At 41.6% G+C, this 14713-nt stretch carries 20 protein-coding genes and 1 pseudogene; 10 read left to right on the forward strand and 11 right to left on the reverse strand.

Annotation, left to right across the window (positions count from 1 at the left end; genetic code table 11):
* Positions 1-48: 48 nt before the first annotated feature.
* The 3 genes from O9290_RS02135 to O9290_RS02145 form a co-directional block, all read right to left on the reverse strand.
* Complete coding sequence (locus O9290_RS02135; RefSeq protein WP_288086630.1) at positions 49-339, reverse strand: DUF4347 domain-containing protein; 291 nt, start codon at positions 337-339, stop codon at positions 49-51.
* 348 nt (positions 340-687) lie between these two features.
* The gene (locus O9290_RS02140) at positions 688-1095 is read right to left on the reverse strand and encodes a type II toxin-antitoxin system VapC family toxin (protein ID WP_002761361.1); all 408 of its coding nucleotides are present in this window, start codon (positions 1093-1095) and stop codon (positions 688-690) included.
* A gap of 5 nt (positions 1096-1100) precedes the next feature.
* Positions 1101-1361, reverse strand: coding sequence for a hypothetical protein (locus O9290_RS02145; RefSeq protein ID WP_002733873.1), 261 nt, complete (start codon positions 1359-1361; stop codon positions 1101-1103).
* Between the two features lie 184 nt (positions 1362-1545).
* Between O9290_RS02145 and O9290_RS02150 the strand changes: the two genes are divergently transcribed.
* Positions 1546-1686: a hypothetical protein gene (locus O9290_RS02150; protein WP_216628906.1), complete on the forward strand. Its 141-nt coding sequence runs from the start codon at positions 1546-1548 to the stop codon at positions 1684-1686.
* Positions 1687-1774: 88 nt separating this feature from the next.
* On the opposite strand, the gene O9290_RS02155 is transcribed toward O9290_RS02150, so the two are convergent.
* From O9290_RS02155 to O9290_RS28045, 4 genes and pseudogenes are all read right to left on the reverse strand, one after another.
* The gene (locus O9290_RS02155; RefSeq protein ID WP_288025936.1) at positions 1775-2890 is read right to left on the reverse strand and encodes a TIGR03032 family protein; all 1116 of its coding nucleotides are present in this window, start codon (positions 2888-2890) and stop codon (positions 1775-1777) included.
* Positions 2891-3203: 313 nt separating this feature from the next.
* The gene (locus tag O9290_RS02160; protein WP_002732736.1) at positions 3204-3542 is read right to left on the reverse strand and encodes a XisI protein; all 339 of its coding nucleotides are present in this window, start codon (positions 3540-3542) and stop codon (positions 3204-3206) included.
* Positions 3527-3946, reverse strand: coding sequence for an element excision factor XisH family protein (locus O9290_RS02165; protein ID WP_002764234.1), 420 nt, complete (start codon positions 3944-3946; stop codon positions 3527-3529). The genes O9290_RS02160 and O9290_RS02165 overlap by 16 nt, the downstream gene beginning before the upstream one ends.
* Before the next feature lie 93 nt (positions 3947-4039).
* Positions 4040-4153 (reverse strand): annotated as a pseudogene (locus tag O9290_RS28045) (TIGR03032 family protein); the annotation flags it as partial.
* Positions 4154-4620: 467 nt separating this feature from the next.
* On the opposite strand from O9290_RS28045, the gene chrA reads away from it, so the two are divergent.
* Positions 4621-5778, forward strand: coding sequence for a chromate efflux transporter (chrA, locus tag O9290_RS02170; RefSeq protein WP_288086632.1), 1158 nt, complete (start codon positions 4621-4623; stop codon positions 5776-5778).
* Positions 5779-5958: 180 nt separating this feature from the next.
* On the opposite strand, the gene hisG is transcribed toward chrA, so the two are convergent.
* The 3 genes from hisG to O9290_RS02185 are packed head-to-tail and all read right to left on the reverse strand — an operon-like array spanning position 5959 to position 7533.
* Positions 5959-6606 (reverse strand): ATP phosphoribosyltransferase, encoded by a 648-nt coding sequence (gene hisG, locus O9290_RS02175; RefSeq protein ID WP_002761364.1) that lies wholly within the window; start codon positions 6604-6606, stop codon positions 5959-5961.
* Positions 6527-6793: a hypothetical protein gene (locus O9290_RS02180; RefSeq protein WP_196219856.1), complete on the reverse strand. Its 267-nt coding sequence runs from the start codon at positions 6791-6793 to the stop codon at positions 6527-6529. The genes hisG and O9290_RS02180 overlap by 80 nt, the downstream gene beginning before the upstream one ends.
* A complete protein-coding gene (locus O9290_RS02185) occupies positions 6790-7533 on the reverse strand; it encodes an HAD family hydrolase (protein WP_002761366.1) in 744 nt (247 codons plus the stop codon). Before O9290_RS02185 ends, O9290_RS02180 begins: the two co-directional genes overlap by 4 nt.
* A gap of 23 nt (positions 7534-7556) precedes the next feature.
* Between O9290_RS02185 and O9290_RS02190 the strand changes: the two genes are divergently transcribed.
* A complete protein-coding gene (locus tag O9290_RS02190; protein ID WP_288056895.1) occupies positions 7557-7856 on the forward strand; it encodes a hypothetical protein in 300 nt (99 codons plus the stop codon).
* On the opposite strand, the gene deoC is transcribed toward O9290_RS02190, so the two are convergent.
* Positions 7821-8498: a deoxyribose-phosphate aldolase gene (deoC, locus tag O9290_RS02195; RefSeq protein WP_002761367.1), complete on the reverse strand. Its 678-nt coding sequence runs from the start codon at positions 8496-8498 to the stop codon at positions 7821-7823. The genes O9290_RS02190 and deoC overlap by 36 nt on opposite strands.
* Before the next feature lie 159 nt (positions 8499-8657).
* Between deoC and acnB the strand changes: the two genes are divergently transcribed.
* The 7 genes from acnB to O9290_RS02230 all read left to right on the forward strand — a co-directional run bounded on the left by acnB (position 8658) and on the right by O9290_RS02230 (position 14586).
* Positions 8658-11267, forward strand: a complete 2610-nt coding sequence (gene acnB / locus O9290_RS02200) for a bifunctional aconitate hydratase 2/2-methylisocitrate dehydratase (protein WP_288025940.1) — start codon at positions 8658-8660, stop codon at positions 11265-11267.
* Positions 11268-11331: 64 nt separating this feature from the next.
* Positions 11332-11601, forward strand: a complete 270-nt coding sequence (locus tag O9290_RS02205; RefSeq protein ID WP_002761370.1) for a DUF2584 domain-containing protein — start codon at positions 11332-11334, stop codon at positions 11599-11601.
* A gap of 222 nt (positions 11602-11823) precedes the next feature.
* Entirely contained in the window at positions 11824-12558 is a 735-nt protein-coding gene (locus O9290_RS02210) for a hypothetical protein (protein WP_288056897.1), read from the forward strand.
* A 72-nt stretch (positions 12559-12630) separates the two neighbouring features.
* Positions 12631-12807: a hypothetical protein gene (locus O9290_RS02215; RefSeq protein WP_002797259.1), complete on the forward strand. Its 177-nt coding sequence runs from the start codon at positions 12631-12633 to the stop codon at positions 12805-12807.
* A 99-nt stretch (positions 12808-12906) separates the two neighbouring features.
* Positions 12907-13050 (forward strand): hypothetical protein, encoded by a 144-nt coding sequence (locus O9290_RS02220; RefSeq protein WP_002761373.1) that lies wholly within the window; start codon positions 12907-12909, stop codon positions 13048-13050.
* 70 nt (positions 13051-13120) lie between these two features.
* Complete coding sequence (locus O9290_RS02225) at positions 13121-14317, forward strand: ATP-binding protein (protein ID WP_288056899.1); 1197 nt, start codon at positions 13121-13123, stop codon at positions 14315-14317.
* On the forward strand, positions 14317-14586 hold the full coding sequence (locus tag O9290_RS02230; RefSeq protein ID WP_288025946.1) for a TOPRIM nucleotidyl transferase/hydrolase domain-containing protein: 270 nt from the start codon (positions 14317-14319) through the stop codon (positions 14584-14586). Before O9290_RS02225 ends, O9290_RS02230 begins: the two co-directional genes overlap by 1 nt.
* Positions 14587-14713: the final 127 nt, after the last annotated feature.

Consider the following 14713-nt stretch of genomic DNA (forward strand, 5'->3'; position numbering starts at 1 on the left):
TGTTTGCTTACTCGTAGGCTGTGAAGCGCGATAGCGTAACGCACCGATTTAATAATAGAGGTGAATGGTGCTAATCTGGGGATTTTGTGGTAAAAAAGCGGAGATTTGTTCGATTCCGTCTTGATTGGGAGAGAGAATAACCGTGGCGACTCCAGGGATTACCCCAGCTTGGAGACTTTGATAATCGGTAACACCAGCATCGAGGAAAACTACGGTAGCGGTTAAACGCTGATTTCTCGCACTATTCACCTGATTAGCTTGACTCAAGCCATCAGATTGAGCAAAATTGAACAAAACATCGTCAACAGCAGGAAAGCCCGGCAACAGGGTAGAAGTCATGACGTTAACTGCAAAAGATTAATGCGACTATTTTGTGCAAACAATCGCCAATTTTTCAAGGGGGATATAACAAAAATTTACAGAAAACGGGTTTCTTTAAGAAACCCGTTTTCTAAATAGTTTCTTTGAGAAACCCATTTGGCTCTTCTGGTTTCTGTGTGGAAACGAGGTCTATACTGATAGTTTCTTCGACAAAATAGTCCTAAAAGTGTTGCCCGATAAGCATTTCACGATTACATAAGCAAAAATTATCACACAAAGTCGAGAAGAGCCCCCATTTTCTCAGTTTCGTGGGTTGTTGCAAGATATGCAATCTGAACGACGTTCATAAATTGTATTTTTATTAGTTTATGGGACACAAACAATTCCTAATCCTGCCATTTGACGAATATGATCATCAAAAGCGAATACCTTAAATATTTGTAAACGATGAGCCATAACTAAAATAGAACAATCTGTGTAACTCCATTTTTTATCATTGTACTTACAGAAAGCTTCCCATATTGCCAGATCATCGCTATCTGACACATTGATATAACGATGATCTTCTCTTAGTATTTGACCCACTTGGATTGAGGCTCGACTAGATACCTTGCTCCGAATCCAAGTCACAGTTTCATCGAATACCGATTCCAGAATAATCCAATTATTATGAGGATTTTCTAAGTAATATTTTTGAGCGCTTTCGTGATGAGTTTCAGATTTGACAAAAAAGGCAATTAAAGCAGAAGTATCAACAATAATTTCTTTGTCCACAATTTTTAATAAATAATTTCATCGATGTTTTCAGCGTAGTTAGTTACAACTTGACCCCGATTATCTTGTCCGATAATATATTTAGGCTCAGGTTGGACAATTTCTAAACTTCCACAAAGTTCCCAAGTACGAGTCTTAGTAATATCTGGTAATTCAGCTTGAACATAATTTTCCAAAGCTTTGATAACAATCTCTTGAACCGAGGATTTTTGTTCTTGCAAACGAGATATTAATTCGTCGGGAATTTCGATCAATATTTGAGTCATTGATAAACCTTAGAGATTAACGTTGTTTTACTAACATTATAGCCTGTTTGTGAATTATAACCAAGAGACGCAAATGCAATTACCTGAATCAGTTACCAAAAGGCAACTGTTCACTGATTCAGGTGATTCGCCATAAGTCCAGAAAACGGGTTTCTGAAGATTGTCTCTCAATTACTCCCTCACAATGACAATTTTAGCGGGTCATGGCGAGAAGGCGATGGCCACAAGTCCAGAAAACGGGTTTCTTCAAGAAACCGGTTTTCTAGATATTGATTTTTGCCAAAGACTGCTTAAATTCTGCGAGAGAATTAGCAGTAGCTGCTAATTTTAGTAGCTCTTCTAAGATAGTAGGGTTAGTCATTTTAAGGAGTTGACATGATTTTTTCCTGAATAATAGGGTGAAAATTACAAAATTAAGCCCCTAAAGAAGGCACCATCCAGACGGATTGAGTGCCGTCGAGGTCGGTGTCTGGTCCAATCAGTGCCGGGTTGCGGTAGCCCGGCAGGACGGAGACGGCGAAAACCTCCTCCACGCCGCTATTGAACCAAAAAGTTGCCACCAGTTGACCGGTGGACAGGTTGACGATAGCCAACCCGCACCGCAATTGATTACGCCGCTCATCCAGGGGTAAACCGCCAAAAACCGCCGTTTCCCGCACTTGGGACAACCCGACAAAGGCGTGACCTTCCCAACAGTCTAAACCCCGGGTAAAACCGGGCAATTCGGCGATGATTTCCGTGCTGCCAGTTTGGGGATGCCAACGGTTCAAGGTTCCATAACCGGAATTGAGAAAATAGAGATTACCCTGGTAAAGACGGGGAGAATGGGGCATAGCTAAACCCCGCAAAATCACCTCTCCCCTCGGCACATCAATTAAGCATCCGCCCTGGGCCTTATTCTCTCGCCAGAGGCTTTCCTCGTTGGTTTCCCCCAATGCCGTTACATATACGGGAGTGCCGCTATTTTCAGCCATAGCCAAGCCATTGAGGTGGCAGCGGTCTCCGGGGACTAACTCGGTAATAAAGGGCGGTTTCCACTGGGGGAGAAAACTCCAATTTCCTTCGATGGTTGCCAGACAGTTAAATAGGGTATTGACCACCCAAAGGCGATTACTGCCAAAAGCCAAATCATGACCCATAATCGGACCGGTGAGGTGAGAAGAACGAGCTAAAAAGGCGATATCCTGTTCCCCTTCGGGTTTAATCTGGGGGGCAATCTCTCGATTAGCGGGTAAATTCCAAATTGCCTGACGAGCGCCCACAGCAATTCCGGTAGCGGTTCGGGTTAAACCCATTGCTTGGTCAAAATGGGCGAAACTCACCCGTATTTGTCCTTGATAAGTGCCAATGCTGGCCACTCGTCCCGCTTGGTAGGTGGAAATCAACACTGAGAGGTCAAGCTGGTTGAGTAATTCCGGCAGATTGAGGCTGTACTCATAATTGACCGGCACTGCTTGGCGCTGAGATGGACTCGCTGCTGGCTCTTGGGTATCTGAAAACTGGTTAGTCTTGGGCGGCAAGCTGTCCATAGAGTTTTTTTTGCATGGATTAGAATCGATTGTGATAATTGATTATTGTCTATGGTTTGTTGACTAACCTTAATAAGGTTTGATCCCCCCTTGCCCCCCTTAATAAGGGGGGTGGTGATGGGTTTCAGTTGGTATTAATGGGGTTCATTATAGACAAATTAATCAATATTATTTATAAAGTTTTCTTAACTTTTTTTGTATCAAATTTACTTGAACGGTGGTATTAAATACTTATAATTGAGTTTGTCTAAAACACTTTTGCAATTTCAGCTTGTGTATAAAGTTTTATGTATAGATTCAACATTTCTGGTCACTAAGCCACAGCAAATCCCGTATATTTGCGTATTTTAGGATAACGAAAACCCAGGACTATATCTTCTTTGGGAATACCTGCCTCCATCAAATCAGTAGCTATGCCTTCCTCCGTTTCATCACATTGAATCCAGACTTTATCGACAACCAAGCTAAGGTGAATTGGTGTTGCATGGAGATACTTATTACCACTCCAACCGAAATCTAAAACTAGATAATGTCCTCGTTCATCATCAAATATAACCTGAGAAGTGTAACCATCAGGTAAAGTAGCACGATAGTTAGCATGATTCTGGAGAACAGTCTTAATAATACCTTGATATTTTAATCGGGTATCCATTGCACGATTACCTCACTTTCATCATCAAAGACAATTAATTTCACAATCTGATTCTTTAGCAATACCTGCCCTAATTCTATACTAAAAACACTGTTAAAAGTTGGCTGAGATATGGCCAGATAAAGAACTCGCTCAACTTTCATCTCGTTAAGGATTTGACGATACAAGACGTACTGCCCCAAAGCTTGCTGTAAATCCTTTACGTCAGACTGTCCTACAAAGCTTTTCACTTCAACGACAATTTTCCGCAATTCTTTCTCCGCACTGATTAAGCGTTCTGCTCCCAAATCAGCGGATAAACGCTTCTTGCCAATTTGAAGTGGAAAAGGATCGTGAGTGATTGCCCACCCGTCCTTCTCTAAAGCAAGTTTTACAGTGTCGTGGTAAATATCTCTTGCAGACACAAAAATTCAGAGGATAAATACTCTAATCAGCAGTATAGCAAATTTTTCTGTTCTCAAGACCTCTTGTAAAAATCAAAAGACGAGTGCCTACAGCAATTCCGGTAGCAGTTCGGGATAATTGACCGGCACTGCTTGGCGCTGAGATGGACTCGCTGCTGGCTCTTGGGTATCTGAAAACTGGTTAGTGTTAGGCGGCAAGCTGTCCATAGAGTTTTTTGGGCATAGATTAGCATCGATTGTGATAATTGATTATTGTCTATGGTTTGTTGACTAACCTTAATAAGGTTTGATCCCCCCTTGCCCCCCTTAATAAGGGAGGTGCTGATGGGTTTCAGTTGGTATTAATGGGGTTCATTATAAACAAATTAATCAATATTATTTATAAAGTTTTCTTAACTTTTTTTGTATCAAATTTACTTGAACGGTGGTATTAAATACTTATAATTGAGTTTGTGTAAAAAGCTTTTGCAATTATGGAATTTTGGAATTGACGAGATCTGGCTAAGTAGGTAGGTGTTAAAAGTTGTCAGACACCCCCCTTATCAAGGGGGGCAGGGGGGATCGAACCCAAAATCTATCTTCAATTTAACTATAACTACTTACTTAATAATTTAACTTAAGCTTATTCTTTTGGATATAAACTTGATTCTAGAAAAACTATTGGTAATCAGAAAATGCTGACTTCATCGCCTCCCAATCTCTCGCAACTTGCCCTTTTATTTCTCAAAATCGGCATTATCGGTTTTGGTGGTCCGGCTGCCCATATCGCTTTAATGGAGGAAGAAGTGGTTAAGCGTCGCGGTTGGATGACTAAGGAGCGATTTCTCGATTTGGTGGGGGCCACTAATCTGATTCCTGGTCCTAATTCCACGGAAATGGCCATTCATATCGGTTATATTTTTGGTGGTTTAGCGGGTTTAATAATCACGGGGGTTTGTTTTATTACTCCTGCGGTGTTAATTACGGGTTTTCTAGCTTGGCTCTATACTACCTACGGGACTTTACCGGATGTGGCTCCGATTTTTGCGGGGATTAAACCGGTGGTAATTGCGGTGATTTTTCAGGCACTCTGGCGCTTAGGCAAAAAGGCACTGAAAACCCGTCAATTACTCTTCATCGGATTGGGAGTTATCGGATTATTAATCTTAGGTTTAAATGAAGTTATCGCTTTACTGTTAGGCGGAATTATCGGGATGTTTATCCTAAAAAAATTCGCTACTTTCCCCCTGATTGTGGCAGGAATAGGCGGTGCGACGGCGGTTGCTACTCCTAGCAACATCCCACCGACATTAACAGGATTAGGGCTATTTTTCCTCAAGGTGGGTAGTGTTTTATTTGGTAGTGGTTATGTGTTAGTTGCCTTTTTGGAAGGGGATTTAGTGCAGGGGAGAGGATGGTTAACCCAGCAACAATTATTAGATGCTATTGCTGTGGGTCAATTTACCCCCGGTCCGGTATTATCCACAGCCACTTTTATCGGTTATCAAATATTAGGAGTATCGGGGGCAATTGTGGCGACTCTAGCGATTTTCTTTCCTTCTTTTATCTTTGTTTTATTACTTAATCCTCTTATTCCTAAGCTGAGAGAATCGGTTTGGGCGGGTGCTTTTTTAGATGCAATTAATGCTAGTGCCGTGGCTTTAATGGTAGCGGTAATTTTTAATTTAGCTCTAGCTACTTGGTTACAACCCTACGGGAATTTACCTTTTAATTTATTGGCTATCATTCTATCTCTTATTTCTGCTATTCTTTTACTACGTTTTCAGGTTAATTCTACTTGGTTAATTCTTGCTGGTGCGCTTATTGGTTTGCTCTTAAAACAATTAGGTTAGGGGGAAATAAGTAAATGGTTCTAATTAAATAGATTTTGCCTTTAATCCCCTCTTGATCCCTAGGGTTGATTCAAGGTAGGGTTGATTCAAGGTAGGGTTGATTCAAGGTAGGGTTGATTTAAGGTAGGGTTGATTTAAGGTAGGGTTGATTCATGAATCAACCCTACCCTTGATACCCGCTTAATAAGGGGGGTGCTGATTCGTTAAACTGAGCTTTTCTACCCAGTTATAAATCTGATCGCGATTTAGTCTATAGCTTAGAGGATGGGCGATTAATCGAGCGCTACTAGCAAATAATTCGTCAATTTCTACTAAACCATTTTCGCGTAAAGTTCGACCGGTGGACACTAGGTCAACTATCGCTTCTGACATCCCCGTAATCGGGCCTAATTCTACGGAACCATAGAGAGGTATAATCTCGACGGGAATATCTAAACGACGAAAATAATCCTTAGCACAATTGACAAATTTTGAGGCAACTTTACCGTGATGGGGAATGTCTAGAGGACTTTGATAGGGACTATCAGCAGGGACAGCTACTGACATCCGACAATAACCAAATTTTAGGTCAATTAAATTAGCCACATCGGGAGATTTTTCCAATAAAATATCATAACCAGCGATGCCTAATTGTGCCTGACCGTATTCTACATAAACTGGTACATCTGTTGCTCTGACTAATAACGCTTTCGCTTGGTTAGTAGGGTCGGTAATCTGTAATTGGCGATTTTTTGAGTCAAGAAAGGCACTAAAATCTAAGCCAATTTTCTGAAATATTTGGATACTTTCGTTTAGTAAAGCACCCTTCGGTAAGGCAATTGTTAGCATAGAGGGAATTATGAATTGGGAAGTGGGGGAGTGGGGTGTGGGGTGTGGGGTGTAGGGTGTGGGGTGTGGGGTGTAGGGTGTAGGGTGTAGGGTGTGGGGTGTGGGGAGAATAAATAAAAAATAATCTCCTGACTCCTGAATCCTGAATCCTGAATCCTGAATCCTGTCTCCTAACAGCTAAAATCATAACTGATAACTGATAACCGAGATGGCAGTAAGTTCTCTAATGACCACATCAGCTAATTGTAAATCTTGATGGTTTTCCGGTTGCCAACTAATTGCGATCGCTGCTGCTGATTTTGCCTGTTTAGCCATTTCCCAATCGGCCTTAGTGTCCCCTACCATCAGGGTTTTGTCCACTGCGGTCCCCAAAGCTTGACAGGTTTCTTGCAATAATAGGGGATCGGGTTTACTTAAACCTCGATCGCATCCCCGAACAATTTTAATATAATTTAATAGGTGATTTTCCTTGACAAATTGCTCAACTCGTGCTGTGGTATCGGAGGAAAGAATCGCCAATTGTAAACCGGCCGCGTGCAGATAACGAATTACTTCTAAACATTGGGGATAGAGGGGATTTAAGCGGGGGGGAACCTTTTCATCGGCCGCTTGAAAGGATGCTTTTGCGATCGCCATTGCCGTTAACCAATCCCGGCCGGTGGAAGCAATACAACCGGCAGCGGCGATATGATTATCTCTGCGGCTGCCCACTGCCATTAAACCGGCAGGATTGAGACTATTTGTCCCAATACCGAAAGTTTTGGTTAATAAAGACTCTAAACCAGGGATTTGCGATTCAATGGCTTGTATCCGGGCTATAGCTCGATCGTACCAGAAAGCCCGCGAATCCTCTAGCGTACCGTCCTTATCAAAAACAATCCCTTGAATATCTCTAAATTCTCGATTACCACAGCGAATTATCGGCAAATAAACCCCCTTATTTTTATTGAATGTCAGCCATCATTTTAGCTGTCAGGATTCAGGAGACAGGATTCAGGAGACAGGATTCAGGAGACAGGATTCAGGAGACAGGAGACAGGAGACAGGAGATTATTTTTTATTTATTCTCCCCACTACCCCACTACCCCACTACCCCACTACCCTACACCCCACACCCTACACCCCACACCCTACACCCCACACCCTACACCCTACACCCCACTTCCCCACACCCCACACCCCACTTTCCTATACCTTTTAAACAGGATTTAGTATTACTCCTCAAAAGCGGCCTTTTGCTGACGGACTAAATCGACACCACGGGAAGTTCCCAGACGGGTGGCTCCGGCCTCAATCAGAGCGAGCGCTTGTTCTAGGGTGCGAATTCCGCCGGATGCTTTAATTCCTACCCGGCCTTTGCTAATTTCCTTGAGAAACTTGACATCGCTAACCGTTGCACCTCCAAACCAGCCGGTACTGGTTTTTAGATAACTCACTCCTGCATCCATGCAAATCTCCGCCGCTAAACGTTTCTCGGTGTCTGTTAGTTGCGAGGTTTCCAGAATCGCTTTTACCGTCTGGCCGGTTTCCTGACAAATACTAGCAATTTCTTGGAATAATTGCTCAGATTTCCCATCTTTTAGCCAACCGAGATTAATAACCACCTCTAACTCCTTAGCGCCATTATCTACAGCTTCTAAAGCCTCATAACGTTTAACTGCGGAGGTAGTGGCCCCTGCGGGAAAACCAATCACGGTAGAAACTAAAGTTTTTTTGCCGTGGAGTAACTGCACAGCTTGCTTAACGGCGGCGGGATAAACGCAGACGGTGGGAAAATGATATTGATCAGCCTGTTGACAGTAAGCCTCTAATTGTTCACTGGTGGCGGTGGGGATGAGGAGAGAATGGTCGATATATTGTGCTAAATCTAGATCAGAATCGGTGATAGCCATTATCTAAGCCTCAATATAGTCAATCGATCGCTATTTTCTCATTTTATGGAAGTCAAACAGCAAAGTCATCTCTCGTTAACCTAGAAATTCAGAGACTAGCAAAAATCCAGTAACCTAGGAAGAAACCGTCACAAGTGAAGACTAGGAGACAATAGACCTATGTTAGAAGCCTATCATCAGCACGTTGCCGACCGAGCGAAATTAGGTATCCCTCCCCTTCCCCTCAATGCTCAACAAACGGCGGAATTATGCGAAATGCTCAAAAATCCGTCCGAAGAACTCAGGGGAGAATTGCTGACCCTGCTGCGTGACCGTGTTCCCCCCGGAGTTGACGAAGCGGCCTACGTTAAAGCGGGATTTTTAACAGGAATTGCCAAAGGTGAAATAAAATCTAGCGTTATCTCCGCTCAGGGTGCGGTTAGCTTACTGGGAACCATGGTAGGTGGTTATAACGTTCATTCTCTGATTGAACTGCTGAAATCCAGAGATATTAATATCGCCGCCGCTGCCGCCAGCGCTTTAAGTAAAACCCTGCTGGTATTCGACGCATTTAACGAGGTTTTGGAATTATCCGACACCAATCCCTATGCTAAACAGGTTATCGATGCTTGGGCCAATGGTGCTTGGTTTATCGCTAAACCGAAACTTGCTAAAGAAATTACCGTCACCGTCTTCAAAGTCCAGGGGGAAACCAATACAGATGACCTATCTCCCGCTCCCCATGCCACCACCCGGCCTGATATTCCCCTCCATGCTTTGGTAATGTTAGAAACCCGTCAACCCGGGTCCTTAGAAACCATTGCCGAATTGAAAAAATTAGGCCATCCGGTCGCCTATGTGGGGGATGTGGTCGGGACTGGTTCCAGCCGAAAATCGGCTATTAACTCGGTTCTCTGGCATATTGGTGATGATATTCCCTTTGTGCCTAATAAACGTGCTGGTGGCTATATTTTAGGCAGTAAAATCGCCCCTATCTTCTTTAATACGGCCGAGGATTCCGGTGCTTTACCGCTTGAATGCGATGTTAGCCAAATGAACACGGGGGATGTGATTAAAATCTATCCCTACGAAGGCAAAATCACCAACGAAGCGGGCGCAACTATTAGCACTTTTAGCCTCAAACCTGAGACAATTCTGGATGAAGTGCGCGCCGGAGGTCGTATTCCCCTCTTAATCGGTCGCAGTCTCACCGATAAAACCCGTCACGCCTTGGGACTTGAGGCTAGTACCCTATTTACCCGTCCAACTATGCCTAGTGACACCGGTAAAGGTTACACCCTAGCGCAAAAAATGGTCGGCAAAGCTTGCGGTTTACCCGGGGTGCGGCCGGGTACTTCCTGTGACCCAATTATGACTACGGTAGGGTCTCAGGATACCACCGGCCCGATGACCAGAGACGAGTTAAAAGAGTTAGCCTGTTTAGGTTTTAGCGCCGATTTAGTCATGCAGAGTTTCTGTCACACGGCAGCCTATCCGAAACCGGTTGATATTCAAACTCATCACCAATTACCGGACTTTTTCTCTACCCGGGGTGGGGTCGCTTTACGTCCGGGAGATGGCATTATTCACTCCTGGTTAAATCGGATGTTATTGCCGGATACGGTGGGGACTGGCGGCGATTCTCATACTCGTTTTCCCCTGGGAATTTCCTTTCCTGCGGGGTCGGGTTTAGTGGCATTTGCGGCCGCTTTGGGAGTAATGCCTTTGGATATGCCGGAATCGGTTTTAGTGCGTTTTACGGGGGAATTACAACCAGGTGTGACTCTGCGCGATATTGTTAATGCTATTCCCTACGTTGCCATGCAAGAAGGCAAATTAACCGTGGAAAAACAGAACAAAAAAAATGTTTTTAACGGTCGTATTATGGAGATGGAAGGGCTGCCGGATTTGAAATTAGAACAGGCTTTTGAGTTAACCGATGCCACGGCGGAACGTTCCTGTGCCGGTTGTACGATTAAGTTAAGTACCGAGACAGTGGCGGAATATTTACGCTCTAATGTGGCCCTGTTAAAGAATATGGCGGCCCGGGGTTATAGTGATGCCAAAACTATCCTACGTCGGGTAGCAAAAATGGAACAATGGTTAGCTAATCCTGTCCTGATGGAGGCGGATAAGGATGCCGAATATGCGGATATTATCACCGTCAACTTAAGCGAGATTAAAGAACCCATTGTCGCCGCACCCAATGACCCCGATAATATCAAGTTAATGTCGGAATGCGCCGGGGATAAAATTGATGAGGTGTTCATCGGTTCTTGTATGACTAATATCGGCCATTATCGCGCCGCCGCTAAGATATTAGAAGGAGCAGGAGTTGCTAAGGCTAAACTGTGGATTTGTCCCCCCACCCGCATGGATGAAAAACAATTGCGCGATGAGGGAATGTACGGCATTTTTGCCGCTTCTGGGGCGCGTACCGAGATGCCTGGATGTTCCCTTTGTATGGGTAATCAAGCGCGGGTTGAAGACAGAGCGACGGTATTTTCTACCTCGACTCGTAACTTCAATAATCGCATGGGAAAAGATGCGCGAGTCTATCTCGGTTCCGCTGAATTAGCGGCGGTTTGTGCGCTGCTAGGACGCATTCCCACCGTCGAGGAATACCTCGCAATTGTCACCGAGAAAATTAATCCTTTTGCTGGCGATTTATACCGCTATTTGAACTTTAATGAAATCGCTGGTTTTGAGGATGAAGGCCGGGTAATTCCCCTAGAAGATTTACCTAAAATTGAGGATATCTTAGGGATTCCTTCTGGTGTTTTGAGTTAGTATGAAGTTTAGGGTGAGCTATGAAAAGCTCACCTTTTGTTCAGAAAATAAAGAGGTAAAATTTATGGGGATGCCCTGTGAAGTGAATAGTATTTTAAAGTTAAAACCATCTCAAGGTTATCCAGAAAGTTTGGAATTATCTAAACAGTATCAAGGGAGCAAAGAAGATTATAGAATTATTCCTGTTGATGTTCCCATTCCTTTGGTAAATGAACATTGGGTCGCCTACGCAGATGTTATCATTGAAAAATTAGTTTGGGAAAATCGTCAAACAACAGTTTTATTTAGAATTGATAGGATTTATCCAGTCCCTTTTATTGTCAAAGAAACTTGAAATTAGATGAAGGATCAACAACGAATAATTATTGCAAGAATTATTAAGTAGGTAGGCACAATTATTTGTAGGATGGGTTAGCGGTAGCGTAACCCATGCGGGCGTTGGGTTTCATGCTTCAACCCAACCTACGTTCATTTTATATTTAATTCCACCCACCTACTTAAGTATGAATTTGATTATTTTCTCAGAAAATTCAAGCCTTGGGAAAAACTCATATTTTTGTTATACTTAATAGTAGCAATTGTGACAGGTTTAGGGGATGCAAGTTCATTTTTTACAGGAGAGAATAGTCCTATACCTAGGGAATGGAAATTATTAAAAAGTCCTCAAATAGTTACGATTATATCTATTATTATCTTAGGAATTCCTGTTCTACTCTCTCAAACACAGACTGGACAAGATACTGTTGAACTTTTAGAAACAATTCGCTTAAATATTGTGCCAGCAATCAGTAGTTCTTTAGAAGAATTATCTGTTGATATAAAACAAAAATTTAATCTACAGGGCAATATCAGAGTATCCTTGTGGATACCAGTGAGACAAAAGTTATTTACTTGGAATCTCCAAATGGTATGTAAAACTAGCAATGTATCTGATAGGGAACTAGAGGCACTTTTTGAATTAGATGAAGGGGTAATTGGTTACACATACCTGAAGACTATAAGAAAGTATGCTTTGGAGTTTGTTGATATTTCCAATTCTCAGCAATTACCGTCTTCTTATGTCCCTCTCCAAAGAGACAATGAACTCTTAATTAATCCTCATATAAAAATTGTGTTAGCTGTAGCTGCACTACAAAAAAGTTCTATTCTGGGACTATTAGCTGTTGATACCGATGATAGTGCGGATTTAAGCTCAATGAATGATAGAAATCTGCATAGTAGTATTTTAGACTGGATGACACAATACAATAACGTTGTTAAATTACTCTGGAGAATGAAGAATAATGTCTAGGGTATTGACTAGGTTAAGCAATTGACTCATGATAACAGTAGGGTTAAGACCTAAACCACAGAGGAAACTATTATGTCTGAGTCACTAAAACAACAGAGACAAGCACCTAGTTTAAAGTTAATTGAAATATTAGAAGATGGTAGTGCCAAAACTTTTATCTACGAAGATCCCGAAAAAAAGAGCAAATCCAGCTTTATTGCTCGAATAAAGGCTAAAATACAACAAAAATTCAGACCATCAGCTAATTAGTTCTTATGTATTTGCCAGATCATTTGTACACAAGGGGGTTATCTACCCCCGGATTTGTTTTTATAGTCATGACCGATTAGTTTGATACATTCTAGATATATGAAGCTCTTATCCTGTCTAGTATTAATATTCTCAATCTTAATTGAAATCGCTGGTTTTGAGGATGAAGGCCGGGTAATTCCCCTAGAAGATTTACCTAAAATTGAGGATATATTAGGGATTCCTTCTGGTGTTTTGAGTTAGTATGAAGTTGAGGGTGAGCTATAAAAAGCTCACCTTATTGACGATTTTTGCGACCAAGGAGATTAAAATCATGAAATTAGACCAGTTTGAATATATTTCTAATCGAGGCAACCCCAATGAATGGCGAATTGATGGATGTCAGTTAGGCAATATTAATTTAATCGTTGGTAAAAATGCCAGTGGAAAATCAAGAATTGTACGAGTAATCTACCTTTTATCAGAACTACTATGCGATGGGGGTAAGCTCGGTAATCGACCGACGAGAAAAGATGAATGGCATTTGTTGTTCGATAAAGACTCCGAGCATCAAACAGAATATTTTATAACAATCGAGAATGGATATATTACTCAAGAAAAGTTAAAAATAGGAGAAAAAATCTTTTTACAAAGAGATAAAACAGGAGAAGGGAGAATTTATGCAAAAGAACTAGATAAAGATATTCGCTTTCAAACTCCTACTACAGAATTGGCAGTCGTGAAGCGTAGAGATACTATCCAACACCCTTTCTTGGAAGATATTTATAAATGGTCTAGCTCTCTAAGATTCTATGAATTTGGAACACAACTGGGAAAAAATACTATAGCCACATTGCCGCCAACAACAGAATTATTAAAAGCCAAAACAGATGCTAAAGATTGTGATCATGTTGTTGGAATATTTGTGCTGGGAAAACGAGAACATAGTGAATTCACTCAAAGAATTATTGACGATATGAATAGAATCGGTTATCAAATTGCAAAGATAGAAACTAAAGTACCGAGTTTTTTCAAGTCTAATATTTCGCCTCCTGAAAATTTAGACGAGGATTCAGACAATTTACCCAAGTTTTTGTATGTGCAAGAAGATGGGTTAAAGTCTGTCACGGAACAATCGGAAATATCTCAAGTAATGTTCAGAGCTTTATCATTATTTATTCAGATTAATTACGCTATTTTGTCAGATCAGCCTAGTTGTATTATTATTGATGATATTGGGGAGGGTTTGGATTTTCAACGATCTTCAGCTATAATTAAACTTTTAATTGAGAAGGCGAAAACAGGCTTAGTGCAACTTATCATGACCACTAATGATGAGAATATCATGAACGGTGTTCCTCTTGAATATTGGTCTGTTATCGAACGACAACCGGGAGTCGCTAAATTACATAATTACTCTAATTCTCCCGAACAATTTGAACAGTTTAAACATATTGGACTGAATAACTTTGATTTTTTTGCTAGTGAATACTACTTGCAGGAACCTAATTCAGAGGAGGTGATAGATTGATGTTACAGAAAAAACTAGCGATTTTTGTGGAAGGACAGACCGAAAGAATATTGATAACCAGGTTACTTCAAGAAATTGCAGGATACAAAAAAGTTTCTGTGGAAGTTTATCAAGTGCGCGGGGATAAAGCTAATCGCAAAATTGAACCGCTAAAATCAAATTCTATCGAAGTTGCTCCTTTCTTTATTCTTTTGTACGATTGCGGATGTGATTTTCATGTACTTTCCGATATAAAAAAACAACATGATAGTTTAACTAGGGTTTGCTGAATAATGGTAAAACCCTTTTAAAATAAAGCTTTTGACCTGTTAAAGTCCGATGTTCATGCTGCGAAAATAGGATTGGGACGTTCAAAAACCTTGCATTATCCTTCTTGTAGTACATCGCTTGGTACAA

The organism is Microcystis sp. LE19-41.2A (assembly GCF_027530405.1).
GTDB lineage: Bacteria > Cyanobacteriota > Cyanobacteriia > Cyanobacteriales > Microcystaceae > Microcystis > Microcystis aeruginosa.

What these genes read in the sequence shown, in the direction of transcription:
- O9290_RS02150 (WP_216628906.1), top strand. Translation starts at nt 1,546, where the DNA reads ATGACAATTTTAGCGGGTCATGGCGAGAAGGCGATGGCCACAAGTCCA.
- O9290_RS02135 (WP_288086630.1), bottom strand. Translation starts at nt 339, where the DNA reads ATGACTTCTACCCTGTTGCCGGGCTTTCCTGCTGTTGACGATGTTTTG.
- O9290_RS02190 (WP_288056895.1), top strand. Translation starts at nt 7,557, where the DNA reads ATGTCAGCCATCATTTTAGCTGTCAGGATTCAGGAGACAGGATTCAGG.
- O9290_RS02160 (WP_002732736.1), bottom strand. Translation starts at nt 3,542, where the DNA reads ATGGATACCCGATTAAAATATCAAGGTATTATTAAGACTGTTCTCCAG.
- O9290_RS02230 (WP_288025946.1), top strand. Translation starts at nt 14,317, where the DNA reads ATGTTACAGAAAAAACTAGCGATTTTTGTGGAAGGACAGACCGAAAGA.
- O9290_RS02220 (WP_002761373.1), top strand. Translation starts at nt 12,907, where the DNA reads ATGAAGCTCTTATCCTGTCTAGTATTAATATTCTCAATCTTAATTGAA.
- O9290_RS02215 (WP_002797259.1), top strand. Translation starts at nt 12,631, where the DNA reads ATGTCTGAGTCACTAAAACAACAGAGACAAGCACCTAGTTTAAAGTTA.
- O9290_RS02225 (WP_288056899.1), top strand. Translation starts at nt 13,121, where the DNA reads ATGAAATTAGACCAGTTTGAATATATTTCTAATCGAGGCAACCCCAAT.
- hisG (WP_002761364.1), bottom strand. Translation starts at nt 6,606, where the DNA reads ATGCTAACAATTGCCTTACCGAAGGGTGCTTTACTAAACGAAAGTATC.
- O9290_RS02155 (WP_288025936.1), bottom strand. Translation starts at nt 2,890, where the DNA reads ATGGACAGCTTGCCGCCCAAGACTAACCAGTTTTCAGATACCCAAGAG.
- chrA (WP_288086632.1), top strand. Translation starts at nt 4,621, where the DNA reads ATGCTGACTTCATCGCCTCCCAATCTCTCGCAACTTGCCCTTTTATTT.
- O9290_RS02205 (WP_002761370.1), top strand. Translation starts at nt 11,332, where the DNA reads ATGGGGATGCCCTGTGAAGTGAATAGTATTTTAAAGTTAAAACCATCT.
- acnB (WP_288025940.1), top strand. Translation starts at nt 8,658, where the DNA reads ATGTTAGAAGCCTATCATCAGCACGTTGCCGACCGAGCGAAATTAGGT.
- O9290_RS02180 (WP_196219856.1), bottom strand. Translation starts at nt 6,793, where the DNA reads ATGATTTTAGCTGTTAGGAGACAGGATTCAGGATTCAGGATTCAGGAT.
- O9290_RS02145 (WP_002733873.1), bottom strand. Translation starts at nt 1,361, where the DNA reads ATGACTCAAATATTGATCGAAATTCCCGACGAATTAATATCTCGTTTG.
- deoC (WP_002761367.1), bottom strand. Translation starts at nt 8,498, where the DNA reads ATGGCTATCACCGATTCTGATCTAGATTTAGCACAATATATCGACCAT.